The 25,597-nt window shown below is 70.3% G+C and carries 23 protein-coding genes and 1 pseudogene; 4 read left to right on the plus strand and 20 right to left on the minus strand.

Features of this window, described 5'->3' with window-relative positions:
- Nucleotides 1–114: 114 nt before the first annotated feature.
- Nucleotides 115–446, plus strand: a pseudogene (locus ACFV4F_RS35915) (transposase family protein); the annotation flags it as partial.
- Here ACFV4F_RS35915 and ACFV4F_RS35920 read toward each other — a convergent pair.
- From ACFV4F_RS35920 to ACFV4F_RS35940, 5 genes are read right to left on the minus strand one after another with little or no spacing between them, the layout of a single operon-like run.
- Complete coding sequence (locus ACFV4F_RS35920) at nt 375–1,295, minus strand: hypothetical protein (protein WP_380509099.1); 921 nt, start codon at nt 1,293–1,295, stop codon at nt 375–377. The pseudogene ACFV4F_RS35915 and the gene ACFV4F_RS35920 overlap by 72 nt on opposite strands.
- A gap of 36 nt (nt 1,296–1,331) precedes the next feature.
- Entirely contained in the window at nt 1,332–1,913 is a 582-nt protein-coding gene (locus ACFV4F_RS35925) for a hypothetical protein (RefSeq protein ID WP_380509056.1), read from the minus strand.
- Between the two features lie 17 nt (nt 1,914–1,930).
- Nucleotides 1,931–3,088: a DnaB-like helicase N-terminal domain-containing protein gene (locus ACFV4F_RS35930; RefSeq protein WP_380509059.1), complete on the minus strand. Its 1,158-nt coding sequence runs from the start codon at nt 3,086–3,088 to the stop codon at nt 1,931–1,933.
- Nucleotides 3,088–3,306 (minus strand): hypothetical protein, encoded by a 219-nt coding sequence (locus ACFV4F_RS35935; protein WP_380441871.1) that lies wholly within the window; start codon nt 3,304–3,306, stop codon nt 3,088–3,090. Before ACFV4F_RS35935 ends, ACFV4F_RS35930 begins: the two co-directional genes overlap by 1 nt.
- Before the next feature lie 30 nt (nt 3,307–3,336).
- Entirely contained in the window at nt 3,337–3,696 is a 360-nt protein-coding gene (locus ACFV4F_RS35940; protein ID WP_380441869.1) for a hypothetical protein, read from the minus strand.
- A 382-nt stretch (nt 3,697–4,078) separates the two neighbouring features.
- On the opposite strand from ACFV4F_RS35940, the gene ACFV4F_RS35945 reads away from it, so the two are divergent.
- Nucleotides 4,079–4,909 carry a barstar family protein gene (locus tag ACFV4F_RS35945; protein ID WP_380441867.1) on the plus strand — a complete coding sequence of 277 codons (831 nt, stop codon included), beginning with the start codon at nt 4,079–4,081 and terminating at the stop codon, nt 4,907–4,909.
- 28 nt (nt 4,910–4,937) lie between these two features.
- On the opposite strand, the gene ACFV4F_RS35950 is transcribed toward ACFV4F_RS35945, so the two are convergent.
- The 3 genes from ACFV4F_RS35950 to ACFV4F_RS35960 form a co-directional block, all read right to left on the minus strand.
- Nucleotides 4,938–7,187 (minus strand): tyrosine-type recombinase/integrase, encoded by a 2,250-nt coding sequence (locus ACFV4F_RS35950; protein ID WP_380509062.1) that lies wholly within the window; start codon nt 7,185–7,187, stop codon nt 4,938–4,940.
- Between the two features lie 208 nt (nt 7,188–7,395).
- Nucleotides 7,396–7,935: a tyrosine-type recombinase/integrase gene (locus ACFV4F_RS35955; RefSeq protein ID WP_380441861.1), complete on the minus strand. Its 540-nt coding sequence runs from the start codon at nt 7,933–7,935 to the stop codon at nt 7,396–7,398.
- Nucleotides 7,936–7,948: 13 nt separating this feature from the next.
- Nucleotides 7,949–8,908: a hypothetical protein gene (locus ACFV4F_RS35960; RefSeq protein ID WP_380509065.1), complete on the minus strand. Its 960-nt coding sequence runs from the start codon at nt 8,906–8,908 to the stop codon at nt 7,949–7,951.
- 667 nt (nt 8,909–9,575) lie between these two features.
- Here ACFV4F_RS35960 and ACFV4F_RS35965 point away from each other — a divergent pair.
- Entirely contained in the window at nt 9,576–10,517 is a 942-nt protein-coding gene (locus ACFV4F_RS35965; protein ID WP_380441856.1) for a hypothetical protein, read from the plus strand.
- A gap of 394 nt (nt 10,518–10,911) precedes the next feature.
- On the opposite strand, the gene ACFV4F_RS35970 is transcribed toward ACFV4F_RS35965, so the two are convergent.
- From ACFV4F_RS35970 to ACFV4F_RS36000, 7 genes are all read right to left on the minus strand, one after another.
- Nucleotides 10,912–12,696, minus strand: a complete 1,785-nt coding sequence (locus ACFV4F_RS35970; RefSeq protein WP_380509067.1) for a type IV secretory system conjugative DNA transfer family protein — start codon at nt 12,694–12,696, stop codon at nt 10,912–10,914.
- Between the two features lie 102 nt (nt 12,697–12,798).
- Nucleotides 12,799–13,224: a hypothetical protein gene (locus tag ACFV4F_RS35975; RefSeq protein ID WP_380509070.1), complete on the minus strand. Its 426-nt coding sequence runs from the start codon at nt 13,222–13,224 to the stop codon at nt 12,799–12,801.
- A 184-nt stretch (nt 13,225–13,408) separates the two neighbouring features.
- Entirely contained in the window at nt 13,409–14,665 is a 1,257-nt protein-coding gene (locus ACFV4F_RS35980) for a hypothetical protein (protein ID WP_380509072.1), read from the minus strand.
- 131 nt (nt 14,666–14,796) lie between these two features.
- A complete protein-coding gene (locus ACFV4F_RS35985; RefSeq protein WP_380509074.1) occupies nt 14,797–15,294 on the minus strand; it encodes a hypothetical protein in 498 nt (165 codons plus the stop codon).
- A gap of 38 nt (nt 15,295–15,332) precedes the next feature.
- Nucleotides 15,333–16,013, minus strand: a complete 681-nt coding sequence (locus tag ACFV4F_RS35990) for a hypothetical protein (RefSeq protein ID WP_380441842.1) — start codon at nt 16,011–16,013, stop codon at nt 15,333–15,335.
- A 34-nt stretch (nt 16,014–16,047) separates the two neighbouring features.
- On the minus strand, nt 16,048–16,551 hold the full coding sequence (locus ACFV4F_RS35995) for a hypothetical protein (protein ID WP_380509077.1): 504 nt from the start codon (nt 16,549–16,551) through the stop codon (nt 16,048–16,050).
- Between the two features lie 342 nt (nt 16,552–16,893).
- The gene (locus ACFV4F_RS36000) at nt 16,894–18,006 is read right to left on the minus strand and encodes a hypothetical protein (RefSeq protein WP_380509080.1); all 1,113 of its coding nucleotides are present in this window, start codon (nt 18,004–18,006) and stop codon (nt 16,894–16,896) included.
- 685 nt (nt 18,007–18,691) lie between these two features.
- Here ACFV4F_RS36000 and ACFV4F_RS36005 point away from each other — a divergent pair.
- Complete coding sequence (locus ACFV4F_RS36005) at nt 18,692–20,032, plus strand: hypothetical protein (RefSeq protein WP_380509083.1); 1,341 nt, start codon at nt 18,692–18,694, stop codon at nt 20,030–20,032.
- Nucleotides 20,033–20,118: 86 nt separating this feature from the next.
- Here ACFV4F_RS36005 and ACFV4F_RS36010 read toward each other — a convergent pair whose 3' ends face one another.
- From ACFV4F_RS36010 to ACFV4F_RS36030, 5 genes are all read right to left on the minus strand, one after another.
- Nucleotides 20,119–21,621 (minus strand): ATP-binding protein, encoded by a 1,503-nt coding sequence (locus ACFV4F_RS36010; protein ID WP_380509086.1) that lies wholly within the window; start codon nt 21,619–21,621, stop codon nt 20,119–20,121.
- Between the two features lie 26 nt (nt 21,622–21,647).
- On the minus strand, nt 21,648–22,097 hold the full coding sequence (locus ACFV4F_RS36015) for a DUF6238 family protein (RefSeq protein WP_380509097.1): 450 nt from the start codon (nt 22,095–22,097) through the stop codon (nt 21,648–21,650).
- Nucleotides 22,097–23,554, minus strand: coding sequence for an SCO6880 family protein (locus ACFV4F_RS36020; protein WP_380509089.1), 1,458 nt, complete (start codon nt 23,552–23,554; stop codon nt 22,097–22,099). Before ACFV4F_RS36020 ends, ACFV4F_RS36015 begins: the two co-directional genes overlap by 1 nt.
- 154 nt (nt 23,555–23,708) lie before the next feature.
- Nucleotides 23,709–25,118 carry an ATP-binding protein gene (locus ACFV4F_RS36025; RefSeq protein WP_380509092.1) on the minus strand — a complete coding sequence of 470 codons (1,410 nt, stop codon included), beginning with the start codon at nt 25,116–25,118 and terminating at the stop codon, nt 23,709–23,711.
- 28 nt (nt 25,119–25,146) lie between these two features.
- Nucleotides 25,147–25,503, minus strand: coding sequence for a hypothetical protein (locus ACFV4F_RS36030; protein ID WP_380509094.1), 357 nt, complete (start codon nt 25,501–25,503; stop codon nt 25,147–25,149).
- Nucleotides 25,504–25,597: the final 94 nt, after the last annotated feature.

The raw sequence follows: 25,597 nt of genomic DNA on the forward strand, positions 1-25,597 counted from the left end.
TTGGCCACCGATCGGGTGACGGCCAGGTGGTCGTGGGCTGAGGAAGAACGCACAAGGCTCCCAAGCGGTTGAGTGAGGTATCTGACGTCTCAACTCTTCTGCCGGGGAGCCCTGGTGGTCACCTATCCTGCCGCACTGGACCTGCCGCACGCGCTCGTTGAGTGGGTCACCATGCTCATCGTCACCCGCGAGGGTGACCGGCGCTGCAAGCTCCGCCCCTTCCAGCGAGCCCTGGTCGCACTCGTGTACCTACGCAACCACGACACCCTCGCCCAAATCGCCGCCGGCTTCCGGATCAGCGTCGGCACCGCCCACGCCTACATCCACCAGGTCGTCGACCATCTCGCCGGCTGTGCCCCCGCCTCACCCGGGCCCTACGCGACGCAGAACCGGAGTACGTGCTGGTCGACGGCACCCTCGCCGAATGCGACCGGGTCGGCGACGGCCTGCTCGTCGATGTTCTGCACCGGCTGCACGTGGTTCCAGCCGCCGGAATGCCGGTACGCCTCGCCGATCGCGCGCATGGCCTGGCCCGCCGACTCGGCGGCGCGGCCGAGGGTGGCGACGGCGTGGCGGCGTCCGGCTGTGGGTTCTGTCCGCTCGGTCTCGATCGGGTAGAACACGGCCTCGCCCAAGGGCTTGAAGAGCTGGCCGAGTTCGTCGAGTGCGCAGTACAGATGGATGCCCCGGCTGGTGCCCTCGGCGGCGAGCAGGTGCTTGTGGACCCCGTCGACGCCGTGGGCCAGGCGGAGCATCCGGCTCGTGTCCTCGACCGGGACGAGAGGCGGGGCCGCTCGCTCGGGTGCGCGCTGCGCGGACGCGGCCGGCGTCGTTCCGGCGCTCCGATCCGCTCCTTCACTCAGGGCTGTGGAGGCGTGGGAGAGGTGGGCGCGGGTGGCGGTGAGGGCGTCCTCGACGCGCGCCCGGAGCTGCTGGTGTTCCCCGGAGATCTCCTGAGCTGTGGGGTGGTTGAGGTGGTGGGCCGCCTCCAACGCGCCGCTCAGGATGGTCACCGCGTGGCCGAGGTCGGCGGTGGCCGCGCAGTAGCCGTCGGCCGCAGCGACGGCCTGCGGCATCGGGAGCCGCCGGTGCGGGTGGCCATCCCGGTACAGGCGTCCGGCAGCAGCGACCGCGTCGCGCTGCAGGCCGCCGACGCGGGTGAGAGCTGCGGCGAGGTGCGAGGGGCTCGTCGTGTTCGCGAACGCGGGCAGGGCCGAGGCCGCGCTGCGGACGTCGTGGGCCAGGGTGCGCAGGGCGCGGGCGTAGTCGTTGGTGTGGTCGGTCGGAGTGTTCAACGGTGCTCCGGGTTGTGACGTGTGGAGGGGGGCGGTTCAGCGGAAGCGTGCGGAGGAGAAGGCCGGCGGTGCGAGTGGCGGCGCCGTACTCGGAGCGGTCCTGGCCGATACGGTGACCGCGGTGGTCGAGCGGCTGAGCGCGGCCTGCACCCGTTGGGAGGGCGGCGCGACGACGGAGGCGGTCTGCCGCAGAGTCGCGGCTCCTTGGTCCAGCTCGTCGCGGGCCGTTTCGATGGCCCAGCCGATCACACCGGCCGCGTTCTGGCGGGCCTTGCGGACCTCGGGATCATCGCGGGTGTCCGCGGTCCGGCCGAAGAAGGCGAGCTGCTGGGCGACCGTTCCCAGATCGGCGGCGGCCTGGCCGACGTGGCCGATCGCCACAGCGTAGGCGCCGGCGGCACGGAGCGCATGCTCGGGCGCGGGCTGTTCGGCCGCGCGGGCGGTGAACTCGTCGCCCATGGCCGTGATGATGGCCCCGAGTTGGGCGATCTGACGGCTCAGGGCGACCGGGTCCGGCACCTGGACGGGGAATCCGGCAGCAGGTAGCAGAGCCTTTTGCTGCTCCAGCGCGCTCGCGTGTGCATATAGAGTGAAGGACTCGCTGTCGGGGCTGTTCACGAAGGGCTCCGGGAGGGCTAGTGAGTGGTGGGGCGGTAGCGGTCTCGCCCGAGCACCGGCCCGGAGGCCGGTACGGGGCCGGGTGCCGAGGTCTCGCGGTCGCGCAAGGTGGTGGGGCTGCGGGCGAGCGCCGCGTGGACGCGGGCCGCCTGGCCGGCGGCGGGCTGGGGCGGCTCGGGAGGGGACGTGGCGGCGAGCCAGCGGGCTCGTACGTCGTCGAGCGGACCGAGGGCGTGCAGCGCGTGGCCGATCAACTGCCCTGGCGCGAGCCGATGATCGTCGGCGTGGGCAGCGATCTGCTGTGCCGCTCCGGCAGCGGTGCGGGTGAGGGAGGATCGCAGGAGCTGCTCGCCGAGCCACTCGGCCGAGCCTGCCGCCCCGTCGGTGAGGATGGGAGCGAGCCGGTCCTCGGTGAGCGTGCCGTCGGCAAGCAGGCCGCGCCGCTGAACCTCCCATACGACGGTGACCGGGTCGATCACCTCGCCCCGGTGGTGGAGCGCGCCCACACACCGGTAGAGCTGGCCGTGGCCGGGATCGGCGAAGTCCTGGGGGCGCAGCCAGTCGAAGACCTCCTCGACCGCGCCGTCCTGGTGAACCAGCAGCGCCAGCAAGAACCGCTCGTCCTCGAGCCGGTCCACCGGAATCGGACCGGCAGCCGGCTCGGCGACCGGTGGTGCCGCGGGTGCGACGGGGCGGGGCTGGGTACCCCACCGTCCTGCCAGGTCCTCCAGGACGCCTGCGAGCACGTCGGCCTGGGCGACGGCGCCCCGGACCTCGTCCTGGGCGGCGTCCTCCTGGGCGACGGCGAGCAGGCGGCCGGCGTGTTCGGCGACGGTGCGGTGGATCGAGCCCTCCAGCACCATGCGCCCGTAGACCGGGGCGTGGGAGGGGCGGGGGCAGGCGGCGATCAGGGTGTGCGGGTACGAGACGCTGAGGCCACGCACGTGCTTCCCGGCCTGGGCGAGCGCGTCGGTCACCCACGCCAGCGACACCCGGCCCTCCGCGGAGAGCGCCGGGTGCCCCTCGGCGTGCAGCTCGCGCAGCGCCGCGAAGATCGCCTGGTGGGCCGGGCGGTAGAAGTCCCGGGCCTCCAACCAGTCGAGGCCGGCGAGCTGGCGCGGGTCGAGCAGAACCGCGCCGAGCACGGCCTGCTCGCCGCGCAGCAGCGGGTCCATCACCGCTCCCGCTGCTGGAAGCGGAGCTCGGCGACCGCCCGGTCGGAAGCGGCCTTCGCGGCGGCGAAGCGGTCCAGCTCCCCGGTGAATGTCGGGTCGGTGGCCAGGATCGAGCCGTCCCCGGCGATCAGCCACCACTGACCGCCCCGTCGGACGACGGGTGCTCCGGCGAGCGGCTCGGAGCGCTGGCCTCGGGGCTTACGGGTCTTGTCGCGCATGGGGAACTCCGGTCTCTGGCAGGGGGAGGGCTAAGCGGTGAGGACGAAGTCGCCGGCAACGGGAGCGCCGGAGCGGCAGGCCCAGGGCGAGCAGCCGTCCGGTTCGCCCGATTCCAGCTCGGCGTCGGCGATGGCGTCGAAGACGTCGACCTGGCGTCCAGACCATTCGTGGGCGGTGACCCGGTCGATGGGGGCCTCGTCGAGTGGGCGGTGGCTGCGGTGCAGGTACGCCTGGCCGAGCAGCGGGGTGCCCTCGGCTGTCGCCCTGGCGTTGCCCGCGCGGATTGCCTGGTCGAAGGCGACGACGTCGTCCCACTCCTCGGGCGAGCCATCGCGCAGGGCTCGCCACTGTGCGTTGCCGTGGTACGGGCACCCCAGGCAAGACGACATCCGAAGCCGCGCGAGCGCAGAAGCCGCAGGCAGTCCGAGCGGGAGAAGCCCTGCTCGATCAGGGGGCAGGTGTTCTTCATGTAGGCGACGTCGGCGTCCTTCGCCCGGTGGAACTCGTCCACGGAGATGCCGATCCACTGTTCGACGAACACCCCGGACGGGATCCGCAGCGGGTGCGGGTAGCCCAGCAGTTCGCGAACCTTCTCCTTGATTGGTTTGATCTTGTACTGGCCGGTGCTTCTCTGCACTTCACTCTCACGGGTGAAGGCAGTCATGTGAGACGCCAAAACGGTCTCCGGGATCTACGAGACGGGGTCAGCGGCGGCGGACTGGAGGCCGACAGGCCAGCAGGTTGCCCGGCGTCGGTAGGATCAGCGCCCTGATGGGGAATGTGACGCGAACGCAGCGGCAGGGAAGCCAGGGGCAGCAGTACGCGCTGACCTCGGACGAAGACGACGCCGACTTCTGGGGCTTCGCCTTCGAGGCCGAGGGGTTTTTCGCCCCGCTGCCGGAAGACGAGGGTGCACGCCGGGTGCGTCTCGTGGGCTGTCGCCCGCAGGGCGGCCTACTGAAGAGCGCCAGCCACATCGGCAGCCGGCGGGCCCTGGCGGGGAACGCCATGCTCCACCTCCTCGACGCTGGCGGTGTCACCATGGGGTCCTACTTCGTGGGAGAGGTCACGGTTGTCGATACCAAGGCGTCCACCCGCGGAGAGGGACTCGTTGACCTCACGGTGACGCTGTGGTGCGACAACGCCCTGGCTGGTGCGGACGCAGTGTGGGACCTGATCCGCAAAGGTCGGCTGAGCCGCGCCGGCTTGTGGCACGGGCTTGGTCCCGAGGACAGAAGAGCGTGGCTGTCGGTCGCCCTTTGGTCCCGGGAGTACCAACGCCAAGGGAGGCCCGACCGTCCTTCGGGGCAGGAGTTCACGCTGGACGGTCGGCACATCGTGGACCGGGACAGCTTCTACTGTGCGCTTGGCGAAGCCATCAACGGGCCGGGCGGATACTTCGGCTGGAACCTTGACGCCGTGATCGACTGTCTGCGGGGCGGCTGGGGCGCCACTGCTCCGTTCACTCTTCTCTGGAACGACTCGGCCGAGGCCATAAGGCAATTGACGGAGCGACTGTCCACCGAAGACGGTGACGTCACCTTGTTTGACGTGCTCCTAAGGATCTTCGAAGAGGGGGACGTCCGCGTCGTCCTGCGATAGCAGCTGGAAGCCTCCGTGCTGGTGGCCCTCAAGAGATCTCCTGAGTGGGAGGGGTGGTTCGGGGCTTGGGGATGCCGAGGTCGACGGCTGGCCGTCGGGCTCGCCGCTGGGCCTCGTCGCGTTTGGCGCGGAGGAACGTGAGGGTGAGGTCGATGCCCTCGATCTCACCGATCCAGCCCTCGGCCTTGGCCTGGGCTCTCCGGTCCACAAGGTCGGCTTCCAGCTCGTTCAGCCGGCCGAGCATCTTCGGGTTGACGTGCAGCATCGGGCAGCGGATGCAGGCGTGCTCATGCTGACAGGGCGTGCCGTAGGGGCGTCCGCAAGAGCCGAGCTCGACCTTGCGGCGGTCGAAGTGCTCCTCGAAGTCCGACCACTCCTGCTCGGAAGCGTGCCGGTATTCGTCGTTGGGGCGTTGCTGGCGCCGCTGGTGGAGGTGGGCCTGGTAGTGCCGGATAACGTCTTCGTCGAAGACGGCGACGTAGCCGCGGGTTGTCTGGATGTTGATGTGGCCCAGCAGCGCGGCTCCGATGCGGATCGGCAGGCCGCTGTTGACGAGCTCCGTTGCGAAGATCCTTCGGAAGTCGTGTGGGGTGAATTTCAAGCCTCGGAATCCCGGATGGATCTCGGCCAGATCCTCGCAGCGTCGGCTGATCATCTTCTGGATCGTGCCGGGGTTGAAGATCTTCGAGCCGATCGCTCCGTTCTGGCGCTGGAAGAGGAAGGGCATCGGTGCGCTCCAGACCTTGTCGTGCGGGTCGTGGCGGCTGACCAGCGGGATCGGCTTTCCTCGGCGGCCGTGGCGGCGGATGATCGAGGCGATGACGTGGAACAGCTCGGCGGACATCGGGATGACGCGCTCGCGGTCGGTCTTGGACGGCGCGATGACAAGGAGGGCGATGACTTCGCCGTTCGAGCGCTGGTACTGGCGGATGCTGAGGTGGGTCAGCTCGCACAGCTCCTCGATGCGCACGCCGGAGTGCCGCAGGGTTTCGACCGCTGCCCAGTCCCAGAAGGCGGCCTCTTCCTCGGTGCCGATGTGCATCAGCCGCCCGCTGTCCAGGTTGACAATGCGGGTGGGAACGGGGTCACCGTGCCGGAGGAGCTTCTGGTCCGATTCGCTGATCACCCGGCGATAGGTGGTGCCGGCGTGGGTGAACTCTCCTCCGTCGGCGGTTTTGTCCGCTCGTTCGAGAAGGAGCCGGGCCTGGTCGTAGCGGGTCTCGACGTGCTCGACCAGGATCGGCAGCAGAGGTTGGCGCTGGCGGGTGCGGTCGGCCGTCCGCTCGTTCTCCTTGCGTCGCCGGCGGCCCAGGCCGTGGAACTCGCCCGGGGGAACCGGACACGGTGCGACCCAGGGTGCCCAGCGTTCGGGCTCGTCCGCCGCCCAGGTGTGCAGGTCGTAGTAGAAGCTTCGGACCGAGATGACGATGTCGTCCTGACCCCTACGGTGGGTGCCGTCCTCCTTGAGTCGGATAGTCTCGCGCCACCGTGTGTACAGGTCGGGATCGATTTGGAGCCCCTGCTGGTCAGGGTTGAGCTCCTCGATCCCCACCCAGAAGTGCTTGACCAGCAGCAGCGCGAGTTGCTTGAGGCTGGAGTAGTCCAGGTCAGCGCGCCGTCGACTGATGTAGTCGACCAGCAGCCGACGGACGGCCTGATCGCGGACACCGTACTGGCCGACCAATTCCTCGATGGTCCGCTGGCCACGCATCATCGCGGCCCTCATGGTGGTGGGGGTGGAGGGCGGGAACTGCCCCATGTCGATGAGAGCAGTCCACATCCCGTGCCCGTAGAGCCGGTTGGCCTGCGGCTGCCCTGGCTGTAGGCGACAGCGTGCCGCCCGGTTGTCGTGCGCGTACTGGAGGATCGAGGCAGGGGTGACGTCGGCCAGGGCGACACCCTGGTAGGTCAGGAGGGTGCACATGTCGAGCACTGCTTCCCGCTCGTGCTTGTGCCGTAGCCCTTGCGCGGCGACGTGTTCCTCGAACCTGGTCAGCAGCGGGTCGTTCTGCGCGGTGACGAACAGCGGCGTGAAATTGTTCAGCTGGTTGCGGCGGAAGGTGAACATCGAGGGCTGGACGACACGGAGGCAGAACAGCGTGCGGACCCCCGGGGTAACGGCGACGCCGGTCGTCCGGCGGGCCCCGAGCTCGCTCGCCTTGATGAGCCCTTGGCCCAGCGGGCTGGCGTCCCATCGCTCTTGCCAGGTCTGGCCGGGGTGGGTGGATAGGTACTGAAGGATCTCGCGGGTGGCCTGGCCACGCTGGTAGCGCGTCACGGTGGCAGCGTCCTCCCAGACGTCGACGGCCAGCTGGGAGATGTGGCTGATGGACGCGGTCGACAGCTCGCCGTGCGGTCGCGGAGGCGGGTCGGAGACGGCAGGCTCGGGTTTCATCGCACCGCCCACGAAGCGGCTAGAGAAGGTGAGCCCCTCGACGACGGGCCCGTGCCGGCGGCTGACGCCGGTGGTCGAGCTAGCGGTTGACCTAGGCACCGAACACCGCCTTGATGTCGTCAGCGGCGTATCCGGTGGGGTAACTCGTATCGGGCCGAGGGGTGTTGTAGTACTCGGCGAGCTTGTCGAACATCTCCTCCACGCGCGCCGTCAGGTAGCGGCTGGTGGTCTGGATGTTGGCGTGTCGCATGATCGCCTGTACCTCGACGGGGGTGAGTTTGCCGCCGTTGGCCATCCGGGATGCTGCCGTGTGGCGCAGATCGTGAAGCGTCCAGTTCGTCCCGAGCAGCACGTTGGCCCGCTGCATCACCCGGCGCATCGCCGAGTAGGACAGGGGCCGGTCGGCGCCGTGCCGGGTCCGCCACACCGGTTCGCCCCCAGCGGGGGTGCCAACCTCGTCGAGGTAGCGAGCCAGCCGGAGGAAAGCCTGTGGCGAAGCCGGCACCGTTTCGCGCTCCCGGGTGCCCTTGGAGATGACGTAGATCCGCTGGCCCGCCCAGTCGATGTCGTCCACCCCGACTCCGAGCAGCTCGACGGCGCGCGCTCCGCTGGAGACGTAGAACTCCAGCAAGGCACGGTCGCGCTCACATCCCATGCGATCGAACAGCTCGTCCCAGTGCCGGTCGGGGATGGAACGCGGCGGCCGGTCGGCGGAGCCGGGCCCGCCCGACGGCCGGACGCGGCTCCAGCGGGCTTCGGTGCGAGAGAGCACGCCGACGCTGCGGGTTGACCGGGACGGGGTTCACCACGGGCCCGTTGCCCTGATGAGCGTGGAACCCGTAGAAGCCGCTGACGACCGACAGCGCGTGGTTGATCGTCCGGGGCGCGTAGCCCGCGCGGAGGGCGGGCTTGCCGGTCTTCAGATTCACCGAGCCCGGTGCGGCCCCGCCAGGCTGCTTCCGCTGGCGCTGCGGGTTCGAGGCCATCCGCAGCCATCCCGCCAGGACCGCGACCTCGGACTCGGTCGCCTTGCCCCACGCCACCCCCAGCAGCCACAGCAGCCGAAACCAGCGCAGCAGGCCGTAGTCGTAGCTGCGGACCGTCAGCGGGCTGCAGTCGTTGAGCGCCAGGTCGCGCAGGTAGGCGGTGGCTACCTCGATCTCTTCGCCGTACCCATTCACCACGATGTGCGGCGGATGGGCGCCCTCTGCGGGAACGACCGCTCCCACTCGGGGCAACTCGGCCCGTCCCTCGATCAGTTCATGTTGTAGCTCCACTGGCTTCTCCTCGTCGATCGCGCTGAGCGTCGCGATGACCAACGAGAGGAGGAGGGTGCAGATGACTGTGCACTGCCTGCGCGACATGCCCTCGCCGCCACCGGGGTTGAGGATGTGCAGAGGCATCGACGCGAAGCGCTTCGTCGGGTCGAGAGCGTCGTCGCGAATGTTGCCGGAGGCGACCCGCAGGATCGGGATCCCGGCCGGTTCCGCGACCTCCCGCTCCAGCCGGTCGAGGTGTTCGTAGACGGCCCGCGGCTCCCAGCCGGTGTCCGTGAAGATCGCGACGTCGAGGCGCGGCAGGTGGCCCTCGGCGGCGAGCAGCATGAGCGAGGTGCTCTGCACCCCGGCGCATCTGTCCCTCGTTCGACGCTGTTACATGGCGGCGTACCTGTCCATGCGGCGCCCGGCGGCTTGGCACGTGGATTGGCCCCGTCCGCTCTTGGGCGTAGCGAGATCGCCTGTTGTGTGGCGAACTAGCTGACGGGGTACATGCCGCTTGCTAAAAGGCCGTGAGCACTTGTGCCTTTGGGGGCACCTCACGTCTCGCGTGGTCTCAAGCGAGCCACGGCAACACTTGGCGGTTGAAATACGTGGAGCCAGGTGGCAGCATGGATAGTAGTGATCAGGGAGACTATTTCCAGACGTGGCGAATTGGATGACATGCAGTGCCTCCTGAATTAGCTTGCCGAGATTGGGGTGAGCCATGGGGCGGCAATACATTGATTCAGCAACAATCTACGAACTAATCGGAGCTTTCGATCGAGGGAGAGGGCTTGAGTCTGAATGGGGATGGGAATCCTCACTAGAGAGTACCGCATTGCTACTTGGTCAGAAGGTAGTACTGCCTCCGCCTCCTTCGGGATCTAGAACTGGTCATGGGGCCGACTTTGAGTACGGAGATCTCCTCATGGACCTCGGGGGGATGGTGGAAGTTAATTCGAAACCAACGCGCAGGGCGGAGAGTCGGGCCCTGGATCGGACTCTCTATTGGATGGCCCAAAACTCAAGAGATATAGCCGAGCAGCTCGATGAACTATTCCAAGACTCTGGAAGACATCATGGGCTATTTGAGCCATGGATAGAGTCTGCTGTTCGAATAGGGTGGCCTGAACATATCCCAAGGTTGGGTGGCCTGTATGATCGCGAGTTGATACCGGCAATCAGCCGCATAATTTCGCAGGTCGATTTCGTCGCTGGCGAGGTGCCGGAAGAGTCGCTCCGCGATCTGCGCGAAAAGACCTTGAACCCCAGGGAATTGGACGCTATAGTCAAGTCTGCGTCCGATGAATTAAAGGTACTTCAGGCTGCTTATGTGGCGGCGGCGCTTGCCCGCGGACCTTATCACGAGATAGTCGCATCAAAGGGTCGCGGTGGTGCCCATATGGTTCATCACCCCATGCGGCGCCTCATTCTTCCTGATGTCGAAACTGATAGGCAAATCATCCTCTCGAATGGAATGGAATATCTATCTCGGATTATTCTGGGGGGTGCATTGCTCCAGCCGAATCCGGAGAGGAGGATGGCATTTTATGTTGACGGCCTTGTCCGCGTTCGATCCTATCTTCAGGCCAGGGCTGGAATGCGGCGGGCCCTCGAGGAGACTTCCTCATTTGAGGATGAGGCTCGTGAGCTTAGTGCAGTAGTCGCTCGGAATGCCGGAATGATTGCCCGTCCATGGTGGATTGATAGTGCTATTTCCACCACGATGGCTGCCGCTTCGAGCGTTCTAGTATCTTTCGCTCTCGCCCCGTTTCCGGTCTACATACAGTTGGGTGGAAGTGGCGTGGGAGGTGCAGCGGGAGCGCTGGCTGTACCGACTAGGCGTCTCGGGAAGTACTTTGAGCACCTCTCCCGCTTTGAGAAGCTTGGCAGTAAGACGAAAGGACGTCTGACTCCGGGATGGGTTAGAACGGCTGAGGGTAATATCCCTTAGGTTGGAGTTGATGCGGGCCGAGTTTACCGATGGGGGTCTCGCTCATGGGCGATGGTGGCAAGGTGGTGGACATTGGTCGGTAGTTTCTTGGCTTCGCAGAGCTTCGCGAGATCAGCTTGCAGGGCCTTGGTGAATTGGGCATATACCTCGGTTCGTTCGGCGAGTTCGGCCTTCTCTTGGCGGAGTCACTGGTTCGCGGTTTCGAGGTTGCTGGCTTTCGCGTGGAGGTTTTGGAACGCGGCTGGGATTCCGTTGGCCGCTTCTCTCGCGTCCTCGAATTCCTCACGGAGGTCTGGATGCTTGTGGGTCAGGACCCATCGCTTGCACTGCCTCGGCGGCGAGTGGGCGGCGCTGGCCGGTCCGTGATGTCGGCCGGTACCGCGGGGCGGGGTGGTCAGGCCGAGAGCTCGAAGAGGTCGCAGCCGGTGGCGCTCTTCGCGAGGGCCCGGTCGGTGATGGCCTGGGTGGCGCGGGCGGAGGCCGGGCCGATCTCCTTGGCGGAGCGCTCCTTGTACCAGGGTTTGAGATCGAGCATCGCCACCCGCATGCCGGTGGCGAACAGCAGGACCTTGCCCTTGGGGAGCGCGCGGATCTCGTCCGGCGGCAGGATCCGCTCGGTGCGCATCGAGACCGAAGTCGACTTGCCAGCGTCGGAGTTGGAGACGGACACGGTCTGCACGTCGTGCTCGCCGATCTGCCGGGAGAGACGGTCGGCGAAGTCGGCGTCGTCGATGCCGGAGCCGATGATCTTGGTGGTGGCGGCGGACCAGAGGGCGTCCATGCCGGCCTCGCCCCAGCAGCGCTGGCCCTGCCGGTAGGACTGGAGGATGGTGATCGGGATGACGCCCCGGCTGCCGAGGTGGGAGTAGAGGTCTGGCAAGTCGCTGATCTTGCACACGTTCGCGGCCTCGTCGAGGACGCACAGCGCGGGCGGGTCGAGGCGTCCGCCGTTGCGTTCGGCGACGATGACGGCCGCGCGCATCATCGCGTCCGCCGCAGCTGCGATGATCGCGCTCGCGCTGCCGCCGCCGTCCTTGCTGAGCAGGAACAGCGTGTCGCGGGAGGAGGCGAAGCCGAACGGCTTGAACTCGGGCAGGCCGGGTGTGGGGGTGACCCAGGCGGCGATCTCGGGGTCGAGCAGGCAGCTGGCGTACTGGCGCGCGGTCTCGTAGATGCCGTCGCGCGTCTCGGTGGCGCCGGTGACGGTGCCCTGGAGCTGGGCGGCGACGGCGTGGTGGCCGGCGTCGCCGAGGAGGTCGACGGGGGTGCGGTCGGCCGGGGAGGCGAGCCAGGCCAGCACGTCGGTGATCGGGCGGCGGTGGCTGGCGGCGGCCAGGAAGAGTGCACCCAGCGTGTTGGCGGCGGCGGTGGACCAGAAGTCGGAGCCGCTGGACTCGTCGACGGAGGCGGTGACGAAGTGTCCGGCGAGGCGCTTGGCTCCGGCGAGGTCGCGGGCGTCGGCGAGGATGTCCCACCACATCTCGCGCGGATGGTGGGCGATCTGCTGCGGGTCGAGCGTCCAGACGGTGCCGACCTTCGCGCGGGCGTCGACGCACGCCGTGTAGGCGTCGTTGGCGGCCTTGTTCGAGGTGAGCAGGACGGGCCCGGGGGCGGCGAGGATCGCGGGGATCGCAATGCCGCTCGTCTTGCCGGAGCGGGGCGCCATGATGGCGACCATCACGTCCTCCCAGGAGGCGCGGACTTCGGCCCGGCCGGGGGAGAGCGTGCCGACCAGGATCCCGCGGTCGGCCGGGGCGATCTCCTTCTGGTCCTTCAGGCTCGGGCGCAGGCTGCGGGCCTTGTCGGTGATCTCCTTGTCCAGGAGCGGGGCGATGTCGGCGCGGCGGGCCAGTCCGCTCTTCGCCCCGGCGCGCCGCCGCAGCACGATGCCAAACGCGGTGCCGCCGAGGAGGACGGTGAGCAGCCCGGGGACCACGCGCGTGCCCACCTGGAGCTCGGTGGGGGTCAGGTGGGGCCACAGATGGTCGGGGTGCAGCAGGGCGTCGGTGGCGCGGAACGGAGTCCAACCGCCGGAGCCGAAACAGTAGTTGGTGAGGTTTCCGGTCAGCCAGGCGAGGCTGCCGAAGGCGAGGGCGGCGCCGAGGATGCCGAACAGCAGGTAGAGGAGCGCGTCCGAGTCGGTGCTGGCCGACGGCGCGCTGGTGCGCAGGGCAGGCAAGGGAGGGTCCTGGAGGGTGCGAGCGGGCGGCGGGCGGGGCGCGCTCGGCTCTCGTGCGGATCGTCATGGGCCTGAACTCCTTCGATGCGCTGGAGAAGCGTTTCAGCGGGTGCGGCCGGTCGGCCGGGTCACGGCCGGCGGGGCTGCGGCCGGTGCCGGGGCAGGGGTGGCCGTGGCGGCCGGGGAGGTCTGGCGGGCGGCGGCAAGGCGCTGCTCGTCCGGGAGACTGATGCTGTCCAGGCCGACGTAGCCGACGACCAGCTCCGGTTCGATGGCGACGCGGTACCCGGTGTCGTCCAGCAGGCCGGCCGCACCGGACGCGGCGCTTCGCTGGTCAGCGCTGGGCCGGTGCGGCGGGAGGCTGTAGGAGGCGGGGTTGCCGGGGTCGGGCGGGGCGGTGAAGCCGAACTCGCGCAGGATGCGCTCGACCCGGAGAGGGGCGTCGGTGCGGCAGTCGGCCCGGATCTGGCCGTCGGCGCCCTCGTAGATTTCGACGTCGGTGCCGTAGGCGTCGGCGAGGTTGCCCATGACGGTCCGTCCTTTTGCTGTCGCTGGTGGCGTGGGAGGGAAATGCCCGGTCTGGAGCGGCGGTTGGGTCGGGCCGTCGCGGTGGGCAAGGCGGATGTTGTGCTGCATGGCAGCGCCGATTGCTTCGCCGATCGATGAGTAGTACTCGGGCATTGAAGGCTCCTGGATCAGAAGGGGGTCGGAGTCAGCGTCCACGGCCGGCGGCGGATCCTGCCGTCACCGGCACGGCTGCTGCCGGGACGGTGCCCGCCCGCAGGCCGAGGGCTGCGGCGGCCGGGGAGACGGCGAGCGCCGCGTTGACTGCGGAGGTGGACATGGGCGCCTGGGTGCTGTCCGGGTTGGCCTGGTGGGATCGGGCGCGCTGCACCTCGTCGACCGCACCGGCGAGGTCGGCCTGGGCGGCAGTGAGCTGTTCGGACGCGAGCCCGAAGCGGTCGGCGAGCTCGTACTGGTCGGGGTCGAGATCGGTGACCTGCTCGGAGGCGGCCTCCAGCGCCTCCTGGAGGCGGACGAGAACGCCGCCGTCGGGGTCGAGCAGCTCGTCGAGTACCCCGGCGGCCTCGGCGAACGTCGTCGCGCCGCGGATCTGATCGGTCAGCTGGAGGATCTGCTCGCCCGCCGTACCGAGCCCGTGGGTCGCGGTGGTGGGGAGGTTGCCGGCGTCGAGCCTGGGGTCGAGGTCGACGGTGTAGCGGGCGGCGCGCAGCATCTCGGTGGCGTGCGTGGCGATGGCGGCTCGGTCGGCGGGGGCGGTGGTGGTGGGCAGCCGGTGGCGGCGGCCGTGCCAGTCGTCGGTCTGCCGGAAGCCGGCGGTGCGGAGCAGGGCGGCGGAGAGGTCGTCGCTGGAGCCCTTGGCGGTGACGCTGCCGCTGGGCTCGGTGCTGATGGTGATGACGGGGGTGGGCATCCGGTAGTCCTTGGCGGTGGTGATGGCGGGGGCGGACCGGGTGAGGCCGAGCTCGGCGGCGATGCGGTTGCACTCGGCCTGCACGTGGAAGGCGTCCCGGTACGAGCCGTGGATGTGGCCGTCTTCGCGGACGACGGTGGCGACGATGTGCACGGAGCGGTCGAGGTTGCGGACGGCGGCCCACCGGCAGCCGTGCGGGTCGCCGTCCGGGGCGAGCCCGGTTGCCGCAACCACGCGGCGGGCGACGTCGGCCCACTGGGCGTCGGTCAGGTCCGGCTGCCGGGGGTCGGAACGCACCGAGCACAGCCACACCGGCCGGTCGGGCGCGCGGGCGCCGATCCGCCTCGCCGGGGCGTCCAGCACGCCGCCGCCCAGGACCTCCTGCGGATCGCCGAAGAGGGGCAGTTGCTTGTCGGCACCCCGGTAGTCGGCGGCGATCAGCCGGGGTCGCAGCCGGTAGCGGGGATCATCCTGCCCGTAGAGGGCGGGGATCAGTGCGGCCGTGGTGGCGGCGCGCTGCAGGTGGGCGATCACGGCGTCCCCTTCCAGGCGATCGGAGGGCGGTGCCCGGCGGCGCGGGCTGACCGGGACGAGGATCCGAAGGATCCGCGGTTTGGCCCGGCCGTCGGCGGCTGGTAGTGGCCGCCGGGCACCGGGAGCCGGGGTCAGACGAAGGGGTTCTCGGTGGGCCGGTCGGCGTCCGTCGCGGCGGCCAGCAGCTCGGGCAGGTCGGCGGGTTCGCAGGCGCGCTGGTTGATCCACCAGCCTGCTCGGGTGACGGTGCGGGCCTGGTCCTCGATCTGCTCCCACTCGGGCTCCGGCATGCCGCCGTCCAGGACGAGCGCCGTGTAGGAGGCGGTGAGCACCTGGTGGCGGCAACGAACGCCCCAGGCGATGCCCTTCTCTGTGCCCTCCAGCGGCGGCATCCGGTACCGCTCGGACCAGGCGTCGGATTCGGCCTGCTCGGCGGCGCGCCTGGCCTCCAGCCACGCCGCCTTCTCCGTCTCGTCGCCTTCCTTCGCCGCGCGCCAGCAATCGGTGCACTCCTGCTTGGCCAGCCACTCGGCGAATCCGGCACGGCGGTCGGCCGGGCGGCCGCCGAGGTCCCGCTCCGCCTCGTGCCCGCACGAGTGGGTGATCTGCCAGACCTTCTTCACGGCCAAATCTGCTCTGCTCCTTGATAGGGGGGGTGGTCAGCTGGTCAGCGGTGTCGCTGGCCGGGGATGGAGGGCGCCGTGGGCGGGGCGGGCCGGCGCTCGTACTCGGTGCGCAGCTGGGCGAGCCGCTCCTCGGCGCCGGGGAACACGTGGGCCCGGACACGTTCGAGGGTGTCGGTGCCCCGGGCGCGGACGGCTTCGGCGAGGGCGGGCTGGACGGCGACGGTGTACCGGCCGCGCTGGAGACGGGCGGTGGCATGGGCGACGGCGTCGAGGGCGTCGCCGGGGGCGCGGTAGATGCCGAGGTCCGGCAGATGCTGCCAGTCGGCCTGGGTGAGGAGGCCGGACGGGTCGATGGGCAGGTGGCCGGTGACGGCGGCGACGATGCCCAGTTCCGGGTGCTCGCCGATCGCGACGTCCGGCTCGCCGTCGGCGCGCCGGGCCTTGCTCGGTGCGTCGAACTCGGGATCGGCGTCGATGCGGTGGCCCATCGTGCGCAGGGCACGGACGGCGGAGGTTGTGCGTTGCTGGCTGCCGCGCTGGGGATCGGTGAGCCGGAACCAGCCGGGCATGTCCGGGGCGGGCTCGAAGCCGAGTGCCGGCATGACCGCTTCTGCGACCGAGGCGGGCATGTGGCCGGGCGAGGCGTAGACGTCGGGCTGCTGGTGGTGGCGGAAGATCGCCACGTCGATGGCGGGATCGTCGGGCGAGGTGGGAACGGACACGGGATTTCTCCTGAGCGTGGATGGGTGGGCTTGGTCAGCGGGCGCGGGCGAAGGCGATGCGCGGGTCGACACCGACCGGAACCGGGCCGGCGGCCGGGGTAGCTCCGGGCCGTGGGGCCAGGGCGCCTTCCTCGACGCGGAACTTGTGCGTGGTGAACGTCGGGCGGAGTGGCGCGCGGCGGGCGGTGACGTCCTCGGCGAGCTGTGGCTGCACGGCCACGCGCAGGTCGCCCGCCCGGTGCATCGCCGTGGTCGCGGCGGCCAGGCGTTCCAGCGACTCGCCGCGGACGGTGCCGGCGGAAAGGGTGTAGACGTCGAGGACGTGGTTGAACTGCCAGCCGTGGGCTTCGAGGATCGCCCCGCCGCGCTCGACGGCGTTAATCGTGTCGGCGGTGGCAGCGACGATCCCGAGCCGGGGATGCTCGGCGAAGGCGACCTCGGGCTCCGGAGCGGACGTGTGGTGCCGTTCGGGCTCGTCAATGCCGGTGTGCGCAAGGACCCGTGGTGCCTGGATGGAGTTCGCGGGGGCCAGGGCCATGTCGGTGTCGACGCGGTAGCCGGCACCGGTGAGGAGCTTGGCGGCCCAGGCGGCGCGTTCGTCGGCCTCGCGCTGCTGGTCGGCGAGCGCGAACAGGCTGGGGTGTGGCCGGGAACCCGCTGGAACTCAAGGCGTTCCAGCATCCACTGGGCGGCGGCCGAGTGGCTGGGGAGCGCGGCGACGATGCCGTGGTCGGGATGACGCCCGATGACGACTTCCGGCGGCTGACCGGGATCGGGGGAGGGCACGGTGGAACTCCGCTTCGCGGTAGGGACGGTGAGGGGAGCGGGGCGAGGAGCGGTCTGTCGCGGCGCGGCACAACGGCACCCTTCGGAGACGACCTCAGCGGCGGGGGCCGGCGGAACGGCCATGGCCGGCGGGCGAGGCGGGAACGGCCTCGGCCGGGTGGCCGGTGAGGGTGCGGGCGGAGGCAGATGATGTCGAGAGGGCGGCGAGGACCCGGGCATCGAAGCCGCTCACCGGGCTCTGCACGGCGGGACGTGCGAGGCTGGGGTGGGCGGTGTGCCGGTCGGCGAGGTCACCACGCATCGCCCGGACCTCCTGCACATAGCCCTCGGCCATGGTCGCGATGTACCGCAGGCGCGCCGCGTAGTGCGGATCGGACGCCCCGCCCAGCCCCTCCCACCAGGAGGCCGTCTCCTGGAGGACGCCGACGACCCGGTCGAGGGCCCCGTCACCGGGTGCGGTCAGCTCGCTCAGCGCCTCGACCGCATCGCGGGTGTGCCCGGCCCCCGCGATGGCCTCGGTGACCTGGGCCAGCGACCGCGACGGGGGAAGTGCCTGCGTGCGGCCCGGGTTGACCAGATTGGCTGGGCCGGCGACGACGTACCCGCCTGCGCGCAGGTAGTCGGCGGCCCGTGTCACGGCTGCCTGGCGCTCCACAGGGTCGACCATCGCGGCGGGAAGTCGGTGATGGGTCTCGTGCACCCGCACGATAGGGACGAACCCTGCGCGGTGGAGGGCGGACTCGGCCCCTGTTCGTACGGCTTGGACCTGGTCGCGGGACGGCACGCCGAGGCTGTCCAGCTGCTCGTCGACCGCGGCGAGCAACTCGGGCACACTTCCCCCGTTACGGGCGTTGGGCCCGTTGGGCGTGCTGTCGTAGACGACTTCGAACACCTCGGGGTCGTCAGGGTCGTCCCGGGTCACGAGCCATGCGTCCGGGAACCCGGGGACCTCCGGTCGTCCGTATTCGGGCTGCGGCGAGATCGTCAGCCAGGTCCCGTCGGGGAGCCCCGCGACAACGACGTAGTCGTCCGCCCCGAACTCGACCCCGGTCTCAAGGCCCCGCTGAGCGAGGGGGCGGGTGACGTGTGGGTAGCGTCGGCCCGGACCGGTGGTGTCACGGTCGGACGGGGTGTCCGGGCCGTGGATGTGGGCGGTGACACCGAAGCCGTTGTCGGTGAACCGGACGATCAGCTGGTCGGGTTGCATGGCGTGCTCCTGCGGCGTGCGCGACCGGGCGGTGGTCGGGGCGCCGATGATGCCGGGGCCCCGGGACTTGGTCCGGCCTTGATGTCGTGGTAGGCAGTCACCCCGAGGTGGGCCGCAGACGGCGACCGTGACCGGGCCGGACCGGAAGCGAACTCCAGCCTCAGGTTTGGTCGCGCAGGCCGGTGATGTTCCTGCCGGGGCTTACGGGGCAAGGCCGGACGAAGTAATCGGCCAACTGCTCCGCCAGGACTGCGACGAGGGGCGACGTCGGTGTGGGGAGGCGGGGCTGGTCAGCCGCTCGGCCCAGCTCGGGGCGCTGGTTCGCCGCGAGGGCGGTGGTTCTGGAGCATCTGGGCTCGACCTTGCTGCAAGAGCTTCCTGCGTTCATCGGGATCTGCTGGAAGGCCGTGTACGGCTGTCCGAGACCGGGTCGTGGCGGCTGGGAGGTAGCGGTCCGTCCTGCAGGCCAGCCCGGGCATCAAAACGCAAGGGGGGCCTGGGGCTTGAGGTGAAGAACTTCCGACCGGCATCGAGCTATGAGGTGACCGAATCGCTCTTGGTCCCGTTGCCTGCTGGTGTTGTGTTCTGTTGTGCTGATGGAAGCGCTCGTGCTGTCAGCGGTCCTGCGGGACGCTGGGCGGTGGAGAGGGGAACGGCCATGCCGGCAGTGTCAAAAGTCGACCTCTTGGACCTCTACCGCGATCCCGGGCGGGTCGCCGACGACGGCTTCCGTCCCTTCTGCGCCGCCGTGGCAATGAGCGAGCCGGTCGACTACGTGCTCGGCGACGAGGCCGCTTCCGCACTCGACCGCATCGACAGGGAAGGCAGGTGGCGCTTGCACTCCCGCCCCGCAGGCGGCGGGCTCGCCACCGACGATCCCCTGATCGGCGTAGTCGGCGCGCTCGCTGCCCGTGCCGCCGCCCACCCCGGTGATCGGATGCTGCGGTGGGTGGAGCCGTATCTCCGCCAGGTCGCCGCCCACGAGTACCGGGTCGACCTGCCCGCCCGGCCCTGTGTTCTCGGCGGAGGCCGGGGGAGCGCACAGATGTGGCGCACGGCGCAGGAGACGGTCTCCGGAGCCTGCGAGTCAGCGTCCAGATGGGCCGCCCACTGCCACTCCGCGGACGTCCCGGTCGACGTGGTCATCGCCACCATGCACTTCTGGCCGGTCACCGCCCTGGTCGACCAGCACTACGCCGGGCCGACCTGCGCCGCGGAAGTCGGGAAGCTCGCGCAGGTCGCACTCGACCACCTCCACCCCCACCTCGACCGACCCGGTGCGGTCGAGCAGGTATGGGTGCCGGACCTGGGCAACCTGGTGTCCAACATGGCGACCAGGCTGACCACCCGCTATCACGACCCGTCCGTGGTGCCGCTGCCGGACCGGCTGGCGCTGCGTGCCCTCGATGCCGGCTCCGACGTCCAGGTCGCCCAGAACGGCTACTACGCAGGGCTGTCCGGCCACCCGCTGCTCGACGAATGGAAGATCGCCACGGCGCTCGCCCACGACATGTGGCAGATCCCCCACGACGAGACCAAGCCCGGCGACGACTTCAACTCCTGCTCCATGCTCCTCAGAGAAGGCGTGAAGATGGAGGACCTGGCCGACTACCTCACCTACCTCACCTGCTCCACCGACATGCCGACGGCGATCCGTCACTGTTTCGACGGCTGGACACTGATGACCATCACCTCCCGTCGCCACGCCACCCACCTGCCGGAGTCGCCGCCGCGCCGCGACCGCCTCTGGGATCCCGACGCGGTGGCGAAGGTGCGGAAGGCGATCGGCGCCGGCGGTGCCGGCACGCCCATCGCCGAGGCCGATTCCACCCTGTCGGGAGCCGACCTCGACCTGGTCGGGATCAAGGAGCTCCTCGACCCGGAGAACTGCCGCAGCTACACCGCCTGCATCGACAGCACGGCCGAGACGGCTCGGATGTGGCGGGAATACGTTTACCGCTTCGATGCCATTCCTGGCCTGCTGTCACGGTCGAAGTACGCCCAGCGTCAGATCGCGGCCACGTGATCCCGCGTGCACGGGCCAGTGCGACGAGTGGATCGACGCTTGGCACCGGGAATTCACGGTAGGACGAGGAAGTTGATGTCGGTCATTCAGGCCGCGAGGCGGAAGTCGGTGTCGTAGAGCTCGCGTTCGCGCGGGTGGAGGAGGTGCTGCACGATGAAGCTCAGGCCCGCGACCTTCCACAGGCCCCGGCCGCGGGTGAGGGCGGCGATGGCCTGGGCTTCGACGCCGGTGAGGCCGAGCAGGGACATGGACACCTGGACCTGGTCGGGTTCCTGGCGGTAGATGATCCGGGTGGAGCAGTCGGCGAGCAGGCCCTCGGCGAGGACGCGTCCGCGCGATCCGGCGTCGCCCGCGGAGAGCAGGTCGGAAAGCCGGTGCAGGATCAGGAGGTTGGCGATGCCCAGGCCGCGGCTGAGCTTCCACTGCTGCTGCATGCGCTCCAGGAGGCCGAGGTGGCGCATGATCCGCCACGCCTCGTCGTAGATCACCCAACGGCGGCCTCCGGCCGGGTCGGCGAGGGCGGCCTCCATCCACGCGGAGGCGCAGGTCATCGCGAGGACGAGGGCGGTGTCGTCGCCGCTGCTGCCCAGGCGGGACAGGTCGATGGACAGCATCGGCGCGTTCGGGTCGAACGTCACGGTGGACGGGGCGTCGAACATGCCGGACAGGTCGCCGCTGACCAGGCGGCGCAGGGCGTGGGCGAGGTCGTCGGCGGCGTGGCCGATCCGGCCTTCGTCGCCGAGGGCGGTGTCCAGGCGCTCGCGGGTGCCGAGGAGGCGGGTGATGTCGCCGAGCAGCGGCACGGTGCCGACCGAGTTGGCGTCGGCGACGGCCAGGTCCAGGGCGGCGGACAGGCCGGTGTGCTCCATCGGCAGCAGATCGCGCTTGAGTACGGTCGCTGCCAGGCTCGCCAGGAGGAGCAGGCGGCGCTTGCGGACCTCGCTGGTCCAGTCCTCCTCGCTCACACCATCCGGCTGCGGCGGCGCGTCGAGGGGGTTCAGGCGTCCCGGCAGGCCGGGGCCGAGCGCGATGGTCTGCCCGCCGAGTGCCTCGGCCAGGCCGGACCACTCACCCTTCGGGTCGGAAGGCACGTAGATCTTGTACCCGTGGGCGATGGCCCGGGTCGCGATCGACTTGGCGAGCGCGCTCTTGCCCACGCCGATCACGCCGCACAGGATCGCGTTCGGATTCGTGAACCCCTCGATGCGGCCGGAGTTGTAGAGCGTGAAGGGGTCGAAGCAGAAGGAGCCCTCGGCGTGGAGGTCGCGGCCTATGAAGATCCCCTCGGCGCCGAGGCCGGCCTCGGCGAGGAAGGGGTAGGCCCCGCCCGCGACGGCGGTGGTCATGCGGTGCTTGGGGAGGTGAAGCTGGCCGCCGCGGGCGGAGGCGGGGCCGGGCCGCCCGGAGGCGGGGTAGGCGGGCCGCAGTTCGGGATCGGCGCCCTCGTGCTCGCGGCGCTCGGTGGGGCCCTGGGCGAGGCGGGCCTTGGTGCGGGCCTCGGCGAACTCTGCGCGCGCGGCGCGCTGTTGAGCGCGAGTGGTCTTGCGCGGGACGAAGAGCTGGCTGGCGGTGGCGCGGTTCCTGGGCATGATCACGTATCCGGGGTGGTCGGGGTTCAGCGGCGGACGAGGCCGGTGAACGGGGCGTGCAGGTCGGCGGGGGTGGTGCGGCGGCGGACCAACTGGGCGGTCTCCTGGTGGCGTCGGCAGATGGTCAGCTCGGGTGCGCCTTCGGGCAGGCGGGTCCGGCAGGCGTCCGGGCCGGGAACCTCGCCGGTGCCTGGCCGGGGTGAGCGGTGGTAGGCGGCGTGGAGGTGGTCGGCGGCCTGCCATAGCCGGGTGCGGGCGGCCTTCAGGTGGTCGCCCTCGCCGGGCAGCAGCGGGGCGGTGCGCTGGGTGTGGGCGTCCAGCAGGCCGTGCAGCGAGACCAAGTGCTCGTGGAGCGAGTCGAGTTCGGCACGGGATGCGACCAGGGGGCCCGTCGGGATGTTGAGCGCGCGGTGGAAGTCGATCGCGGCGGTCGCGTAGGGGACGAAGTCCTGCGCGGTGGCGGGGGCGGCCGGCATCACGCGGCGAGGGCGAAGGGCAGGGCGGAGGCGGTGAACGCCTCGGCCTGCTGCCAGGTGAGCGGGCGCAGGTCGAGCTGGGCACCGACGGCCGCGGTCTCCACCACGGCGCAGGCGGAGCGCAGTTCGTCCTCGGTGTCCGCCGAGATGGTCAGCAGGCCGGTCAGGGCGACGTCGGCGTGCCCGGCGATCAGCTGGCGCTCGCGGTCCTGGATGTCCTGGTACTCCACGCTGTCGGCCTCGGAGGCGACCTGGCCCTTGCGGGCGCGCTCGGCCGAGTCGGCGATCACGCTGGCCTTCTTGCGGCGCACGTCGCGCATCGCGGAGTCGATGTCCTTGGGCTCGTAGGACAGGGAGACGGTGCGGCGCACACCCGAGGCGAACAGCACCTGGTGCAGGAAACCCGGATTGACCTGGGTACGGGGCCAGTTCTCCACCCAGTAGGTGGAGTGATGGGCGGAGTCCGTCGAGATGTGGTCGGCCTTCTCCAGGACGACCACCGGGCCGGCGGCAACCGGATCGGCGGCCGGGCGACCATCCTTCGACCAGCGGTCCAGCGCGGCACGGGACTTGGGGTCGTAGGCGGTGCGGGCGACGGCGGCGATCTCGCCGGCGTTCAGCCAGCCGGTCGGGTTGAGGCCCGCGGTGCGCGCGGACTGCTCGAAGGAGCTGGTCAGCTGGGCGAGGACCGCGAAGGCGCCGGTCAGGCCACCACCGGCCTGGTTGATCAGGCGCTTGGCGCCCTTGAAGTCGAGGGCGATGGCCACGTACGCCTCGTGCGGGGCGCTGGCCGGCCCCGCGTTCTGGATCAGCTCGCCGTACAGGGCACCCGCGAGCGGCGCGTCGGGCTTCCCGTGCTCCTCCCAGTGACGGCGAAGCCCGTCGCCGGAGTCGGGCACGGTCCGCTCGATCACCTGGATCCGGGCGACCTGGCCGGTCCGGGCGAGCGCCGCCAGCGCCCGGCCCCACCCGTTCACGTTCGCGTTCTGGGTGCCCGGGTCGAGCAGGGCGTAGGCGCGGCTGCTGACCTTGACGATGGCGGTGAGGGTGCCGGCGTGCGGGTCGTGGACGGCGCCGTAGCGGCGGTCCGGGGCGGTGACCACGCGCAGGCTGGCCGCGCTGCCCGGCAGGTGGAGCAGGCCCTCGCGCACCGGGCGGGAGGAGGGGCGGACGAGCCAGACCAGCTGGCCGCGCAGGCGGCGCAGCGCGTAGCGGGCGGCGATCGGTGCCCAGTCGGCGAGGGTGCGGCCGCGGTAGCGGACGACGACGAAGGGGGCTATCGCGCCCCAGACGGGGAGGAGCTGGAGGGCGCCGGTGACGCCGCGGGTGGTGAGGACGGCGAGCAGGAGCAGGCCGGCGGCGGCGGTGGTGATCAGCTGGGGTGCGCTGAGGCCGAGCAGGATGCCGCGCTTGGAGCGGTGGGGGAACTTGACGGACGCATGGGTGGTGTCGGGCATCGAGGAGGGCATCGGGGTTCCAGAGGGGGTGAGCGTGCGGGCGGCGGGCGGGGGCGCGGCACTCTTCTGGACTGCATCGCGGGACTCCTTCGCTGGTCGTGGGGCCCGGGGCGGGCGGCGGGCCGTCGCCCGCCCCGGGGAGAGGGGGTGCCGGTCAGGAACCGGGGTTGCTTGGCGGGTTCGGGTAGACGGACCGGACCGGATCGGGAGCCGGGGCTCCGCTCGGCGGAGGTGCACTCGCCGCAGGAGCCGGGGCCGGAGAAGCCCCAGGAGCTCCAGGGATGGACACTGCGCCTCCGGAGAGCGTGTTCTGGATGCCCGGGGAGGCCGGTGCTTCCTGGCCGCTTGCGGGCGACTCACCCTTGCCACCGAGGGAGGCTCGGGTGATCAGGGCGGGGATGCCGGGCCGGGTGACCAGGGAGCGTCCGCGGTCGCCGGGCGCGCTCGGGTCCTCGCCGAAACGGAACTTCGTCGGCTGCTGGGCGGGGCCGGCGTCGATGCCTTCCTTGCTGACCCGTCCGGTCGGGTCGATGCCGGAGGAGGCGCCGCCGCCGTCCATCCCGGGGACCTTGTTGGGGCCCTGCGGGGCCGGGACACCGGTGCCCATCTGCATCGCGAGGCCGGCGGCGGTCTTCGCGGCCCCGGCGGCCACCGCCACCCCGGCGACGCTGGTGCGGTGCATGTCGTCGTGCCCGGAGCCGTCGGTCGCCCAGTGGATGAACTTGTAGCAGGCGTACGGGCAGAGCAGGATCAAGACCATGATCACGACACCGGCCATCGCGTCGGAAAGGGCGCTCATCCCGTCCTTGGCATCGGAGTTGCCGATCGCGGAGATGCCGGTGATGAACACGATGGTCATCAGGAGCTTCGAGGCCACCAGGGTGGCGGTGGCCTCGATCCAGCCACGCCGCCAGCGCTGCGCGACCTCCCAGCCGCCACCGGCCCCGGCAAACGAGGCGAGGACGACCAGGACCAGGATGCCGACCTTGCGGGCGACCATCGTGCCCCAGTAGAGGAACGCGCCGATCGCGCACCCGATGGCGACAAGCGAGGGGATGGTCCAGCCGAGGCCGTACATGGCCCCGAGTTCGGAGACCTTGATGATCCGCCGGATCGCATCCTCCAGCGTGGTCCCGGCCGCCTTGAACAGGCCGTCGGACAGTGCATCGACGACCGTCACCGCCACGGAGGTGAAGGAGATCGCGCAGAAGGAGAACAGGACGCCGGTCATGGTGCCCCAGGCCGCACGGGCCAGCGCCCGGTCGTCTCGGCGCCAGGCGGCGAGGATCAGCTGCGCGCAGAACGTGCCGACCGTGAGGATGAGGCCGATCGGCAGGATCAGCTCGTAGTTCTGCCGGAACCAGTCGGCGTTGAGGTCGATGCCGGTGGTCTTGTTGACCCCCAGCGAGGCGAGGTTGACGGCACTGGTCGCCAGCTCCGTCATCGACTTGGTGATCCACGCACCGATGCCGTCGGTGATGCTCTTGCCCGGATCCGAGACGAAGTTGATCGCGTCGACCGCGTCGCAGACCTGGCTGATCATGGGGACGTCACAGACACCCATGAGGGAACCTCCTTTCTAGGGGCAGGGGTCAGGGCGAGACAGTCGGCAGCACGCCGACCAGCGCGCAGGGACGGTCAGGGCGGCACTGGACGGCGAGCGTGGACGAGCGGTCCTCGACCCCGCCCTGCGGGGCGCCGTTCCAGGAGATCGACTGCTTGCCGGTGACGGTGACGGCGTAGATGTACGCCTGCTTGATCGCCCCCGGATCGGCCTTCAGCACCCGGGTGAATGCCTCCGGGAAGTGCGCCTCCTGCACGGTCGCGGTGGCGAACTGGCCGGAGTCGGCCATCCGCCCCCACAGCAGCGGCGAGGGCACCAGACGGTCCACCGAGTCGGCGTCCGCGTACTTCGTTTCGGTCGTCAGCCAGAGGTGGAGGCCGGCCACCAGCTCCGGCTGCGAGTACTCTCTGGTGTCTTATTACCAGAGTGGCGGGGACGCGGACGGAGCGGGGGGGATAGGGGAGAGAGGCGACAGGAGA

The organism is Kitasatospora sp. NPDC059722, from assembly GCF_042733235.1.
GTDB lineage: Bacteria > Actinomycetota > Actinomycetes > Streptomycetales > Streptomycetaceae > Kitasatospora.

Excerpts from the sequence above, each read along its gene's own strand:
- ACFV4F_RS35930 (WP_380509059.1), bottom strand. The coding sequence starts at position 3,088 with ATGGACCCGCTGCTGCGCGGCGAGCAGGCCGTGCTCGGCGCGGTTCTG.
- ACFV4F_RS35935 (WP_380441871.1), bottom strand. The coding sequence starts at position 3,306 with ATGCGCGACAAGACCCGTAAGCCCCGAGGCCAGCGCTCCGAGCCGCTC.
- ACFV4F_RS35940 (WP_380441869.1), bottom strand. The coding sequence starts at position 3,696 with ATGTCGTCTTGCCTGGGGTGCCCGTACCACGGCAACGCACAGTGGCGA.
- ACFV4F_RS35945 (WP_380441867.1), top strand. The coding sequence starts at position 4,079 with ATGGGGAATGTGACGCGAACGCAGCGGCAGGGAAGCCAGGGGCAGCAG.
- ACFV4F_RS35960 (WP_380509065.1), bottom strand. The coding sequence starts at position 8,908 with ATGCTGCTCGCCGCCGAGGGCCACCTGCCGCGCCTCGACGTCGCGATC.
- ACFV4F_RS35965 (WP_380441856.1), top strand. The coding sequence starts at position 9,576 with ATGGCCCAAAACTCAAGAGATATAGCCGAGCAGCTCGATGAACTATTC.
- ACFV4F_RS35975 (WP_380509070.1), bottom strand. The coding sequence starts at position 13,224 with ATGGGCAACCTCGCCGACGCCTACGGCACCGACGTCGAAATCTACGAG.
- ACFV4F_RS35995 (WP_380509077.1), bottom strand. The coding sequence starts at position 16,551 with ATGGCCCTGGCCCCCGCGAACTCCATCCAGGCACCACGGGTCCTTGCG.
- ACFV4F_RS36000 (WP_380509080.1), bottom strand. The coding sequence starts at position 18,006 with ATGCAACCCGACCAGCTGATCGTCCGGTTCACCGACAACGGCTTCGGT.
- ACFV4F_RS36010 (WP_380509086.1), bottom strand. The coding sequence starts at position 21,621 with ATGCCCAGGAACCGCGCCACCGCCAGCCAGCTCTTCGTCCCGCGCAAG.
- ACFV4F_RS36015 (WP_380509097.1), bottom strand. The coding sequence starts at position 22,097 with ATGCCGGCCGCCCCCGCCACCGCGCAGGACTTCGTCCCCTACGCGACC.
- ACFV4F_RS36020 (WP_380509089.1), bottom strand. The coding sequence starts at position 23,554 with ATGCCCGACACCACCCATGCGTCCGTCAAGTTCCCCCACCGCTCCAAG.
- ACFV4F_RS36025 (WP_380509092.1), bottom strand. The coding sequence starts at position 25,118 with ATGGGTGTCTGTGACGTCCCCATGATCAGCCAGGTCTGCGACGCGGTC.